Annotated in this window: 5 protein-coding genes; 2 read left to right on the forward strand and 3 right to left on the reverse strand. The window is 71.0% G+C overall.

The annotated features are described in order from the left end of the window. The 3 genes from CCS38_RS03720 to CCS38_RS03730 all read right to left on the reverse strand — a co-directional run. Positions 1 to 718: ribonuclease H family protein (locus CCS38_RS03720; RefSeq protein WP_223731737.1), on the reverse strand; the 718-nt coding region annotated here is incomplete at its 3' end. A 316-nt stretch (positions 719 to 1,034) separates the two neighbouring features. Continuing rightward, the gene (locus CCS38_RS03725; protein ID WP_223731738.1) at positions 1,035 to 1,178 is read right to left on the reverse strand and encodes a hypothetical protein; all 144 of its coding nucleotides are present in this window, start codon (positions 1,176 to 1,178) and stop codon (positions 1,035 to 1,037) included. After that, entirely contained in the window at positions 1,175 to 1,786 is a 612-nt protein-coding gene (locus CCS38_RS03730; RefSeq protein WP_223731739.1) for a helix-turn-helix domain-containing protein, read from the reverse strand. Before CCS38_RS03730 ends, CCS38_RS03725 begins: the two co-directional genes overlap by 4 nt. Before the next feature lie 119 nt (positions 1,787 to 1,905). Here CCS38_RS03730 and CCS38_RS03735 point away from each other — a divergent pair, with 119 nt between their 5' ends. Beyond that, positions 1,906 to 2,892, forward strand: coding sequence for an NAD(P)/FAD-dependent oxidoreductase (locus CCS38_RS03735; protein ID WP_223731740.1), 987 nt, complete (start codon positions 1,906 to 1,908; stop codon positions 2,890 to 2,892). Between the two features lie 112 nt (positions 2,893 to 3,004). Further along, entirely contained in the window at positions 3,005 to 3,586 is a 582-nt protein-coding gene (locus tag CCS38_RS03740; RefSeq protein ID WP_223731741.1) for a TerD family protein, read from the forward strand. Positions 3,587 to 3,623 lie beyond the last annotated feature (37 nt).

Here is a 3,623-nt window from a genome sequence, read left to right on the forward strand (position 1 = left end):
CCCCCGCCCCCACCCGGCAGGCCGGGTGGCCCCAGCCCTGCGGATTCTTGGCGATGGTCTCCCCGGCGGTGTAGGCGCGGCCGCAGCGGCAGCGGCCGGGGAACTTGGCCTTGAGCGTGCGCGTGGAGGACCCCGAGCCGCGCCGCTTCGACGCGCCGGACGACTTGGCGGCGGCCGACTTGGCGGCGCCCGAGGCTCGGCGGGCGGTACCGGCGCGGGCCGGGGCCGCCGAGGGCGGCGGGGCCGGGGAACCGTACTCGCTGCCCGCGGCCTCCTGGGCCGTGGCGGCCTGGCTGGCGGCGCGGTCGGCGAAGTCGTTGAGCGGGTCGCCGTCGACCTGGTGCGCGGGCACGTACTGGAAGTCCACGTCGCGGCCCGTGAGCAGCGCGTCGATGCGGACGACGAGCTCCTGGTTGGCGACCGGCTTTCCGGCGGAGGTCTTCCAGCCCTTGCGCTTCCAGCCGGGCAGCCAGGTCGTGACCGCCTTCATCGCGTACTGGGAGTCCATCCGGACCTCCAGCGGCACGTCGGCGTCGACAGCCGTCAACAGCCTTTCCAGCGCGGTGAGTTCCGCGACGTTGTTCGTCGCCGTACCCAGCGGACCCGCCTCCCAGCGGGCGGGCAGACCCGTCTCGTCGGCGATGACCCAGCCCCAGCCGGCCGGGCCGGGATTTCCCTTCGACGCCCCGTCACACGCGGCGATCACACGTTCAGCCATATCCCGATCATCCCAGCCCGCCGGGCCCCCGAATCCCACGGCTGCCGCCGGAGCCCGGAATCCGGGCGGGGATGGGACCGAGAGGGTGAGAGAACTCATAATGGACAGCCGCGCACGGACCACGTCGCCGAACCCTGTGGCGCTCCGATCACTTCCCCGAACCGCTGCGCGCCGCGGCGGAGTCGCCCGAGCTGCGGGCCGTGGTGACCTCACCGGACGGCGGACCGCTGACACCCGACCTCATCCGCCAGTGCTGCGGCGCGCGCCGGGGCGCGACCGGCGGACGGTGAACGCCCGCAGAGCCCCGCCCTCGGCACTACTGCCAGGTGCCGCTGGGCTGCTGCCAGGTTCCGGCAGGCTGCGGCATCGGCGCGATGTCGGCGTCGGCGTCGGCGCGGACGACGACCACATTGGTGATCTTGTCAGCGAACGGGTAGTCCGGCCCCCTTGGAGCGATCATTCACCGGCCCGCCCCTCCCGGGCCTTCGGCTTGGCGCGTACGTGCATGCGCTCGCCCTGGCGGCCGAAGAGGCTCAGCAGCTCGACCGGCCCGTCCCCGGTACTGCCGAACCAGTGCGGCAGCCGGGTGTCGAACTCCGCCGCCTCGCCCGGAGTCAGTACCAGATCGTGGTCGGCCAGGATCAACCGCAGCCGCCCGGAGAGCACATAGAGCCACTCGTACCCCTCGTGCGTACACGGCTCCGGCTCGCACCGGGTGGCCGGGAGGATCATCTTGAAGGTCTGCAGCGGGCCCGGCTGCCGGGTGAGCGGCAGCACGGTATTGCCGTTCACGCGCTGCGGCGTGAGACGGATCCGGGGATCTCCGACCTCCGGGGCGACGACCAGCTCGTCCAGCGGCACCTGGTGCGCCTGCGAGATCGGCAGCAGCAATTCCAGGCTGGGGCGGCGCTGCCCGGCCTCCAGCCGGGAGAGCGTGCTCTTCGAGATACCGGTCGCCTCGGAGAGCGCCGCCAGGGTCACACCGCGCTGGGTGCGCAGACGCTTCAGGCGGGGGCCGACTTCGGTGAGGGCCCGGGCGATGGCAGGTGAATGCTCCACGCGACCCATTGCACCGCCCCGTCCCGGAAACGGCAACAGAAATTGCCTCTTCTGGGCAGCGGTCGCAACCTGGGGCCACAAATCACCACCGCGAGCGACAGGAAGGCCGTGAGCAAGCCATGAGCAACATGACGAACGCAGCAGCCAACAGTCCGGCGTACGACGTCGTGGTGGTCGGTGCGGGTGCCGGCGGGCTCAACGCCGCACTGGTACTGGCCCGTTCCCGCCGCCGGGTGGCCGTGGTGGACGCGGGGCAGCCACGCAACGCCCCAGCCGCGCACATGCACGGCTTCCTCTCCCGGGACGGCATGGCACCAAGGGAGATACTGGCAGCCGGGCGCGTCGAACTCGCCTGCTATGGCGTCGACTTGATAAGGGGTCAGGTTGACCTGATAGACGGCGCAACCCCTCATTTTCAGGTACGGATGGCCGGCGGCCCCGTGCTCACCGCCCGCCACGTCATCGTGGCCACCGGACTGCGCGACGACCTGCCCGACATCCCGGGCGTCCGCGAACGGTGGGGAACCGACCTGCTGTTCTGCCCGTACTGCCACGCCTACGAGGTCCGCGACCAGCCTATCGGGGTACTGGGCACACACCCGGGCGCGGCCGGTCACGCACTGCTGCTGCGCCAGTGGTCGGACGACATCGTGTACTTCCCGCACACTCAGCACACGACCGACGAGGACCGCGAGCGGCTGACCGCCCGCGGTGTGCGCATCGTCGAGGGCACGGTCGAGCGGCTCGTGGTGGAGGACGACCGGCTGCGCGGCGTCGAACTGGCCGAGGGCCGCGCAGTACCCCGCAGCGCGGTCTTCGTCGTCCCGACGATGGTGCCCCGCGACGCCCTGCTCACCGGCCTGGGCTGCGCGAAGGACGACAACGGCTGGGTCACCACCGACCGCGCGGGCCGCACCAGCGTGCCCGGCGTGTGGGCGGTGGGCAATGTCGTCGACCCGCGCGCGATGGTGGTCACCGCGGCCGGTATGGGCGCGGCCGCGGCCTTCGCCCTCAACCTGGAGCTCGTGGACGACGACATCACCCGCGCCGTCGACGACCACCGCACGGCCACGTCCCTGCCACCCCTGCCGCCCCTCCCGCCCCTCGTGCACTGACCCTCCAACCGCACCGCTCTCCGGATCTCTACACTGCTGTAGATACCGAAGATTCCGACCTGGCTTCAGCTCCATCTACCGCCGGGAACCGACACGAGCGAGGCTTCTCCGTATGTCCGTGAACCTGAACAAGGGTCAGCAGATCAGCCTGAGCAAGTCCGACGGCGGCACGCTCAGCGTCGTACGCATGGGCCTGGGCTGGCAGGCAGCGCAGCGCAAGGGCTTCCTCGCCAAGCTGGCCGGCGCCCGGGAGATCGACCTGGACGCCTCGGCGGTGCTCTTCGCCGGCGGCCAGAGCGTGGACGTCGTCTTCTTCCAGCACCTGACCAGCAATGACGGTTCCGTGCAGCACAGCGGGGACAACCTCGTCGGCGGCACGGGCCAGGGCGACGACGAATCCATCGCGGTCGACCTCCGGCGTGTCCCCGCCAATGTCGACCAGATCGTCTTCACGGTGAACTCCTTCACCGGCCAGACCTTCAAGGAAGTGCAGAACGCATACTGCCGACTGATCGACGAAAACACCGGTGAGGAGCTGGCCCGCTACACCCTCACCGGCGGCGGCCCGCACACCGCCCAGATCATGGCCAAGGTCTACCGCTCCGGCACCATCTGGAAGATGACCGCCCTCGGCGAACCGGCCACGGGCCGCACGTTCCAGGACCTGATGCCCGCCATCAGCCGCCTGATCTGACCCCCGGCGGGGGCCACCCGAGGCCCCCGCCCTCACC

Origin of the sequence: Streptomyces purpurogeneiscleroticus (assembly GCF_020024005.1) — a bacterium.
GTDB lineage: Bacteria > Actinomycetota > Actinomycetes > Streptomycetales > Streptomycetaceae > Streptomyces > Streptomyces purpurogeneiscleroticus.

Coding starts and splice junctions, on each gene's coding strand:
- CCS38_RS03725 (WP_223731738.1), bottom strand. CDS start 1,178: ATGATCGCTCCAAGGGGGCCGGACTACCCGTTCGCTGACAAGATCACC.
- CCS38_RS03730 (WP_223731739.1), bottom strand. CDS start 1,786: ATGGGTCGCGTGGAGCATTCACCTGCCATCGCCCGGGCCCTCACCGAA.
- CCS38_RS03735 (WP_223731740.1), top strand. CDS start 1,906: ATGACGAACGCAGCAGCCAACAGTCCGGCGTACGACGTCGTGGTGGTC.
- CCS38_RS03740 (WP_223731741.1), top strand. CDS start 3,005: ATGTCCGTGAACCTGAACAAGGGTCAGCAGATCAGCCTGAGCAAGTCC.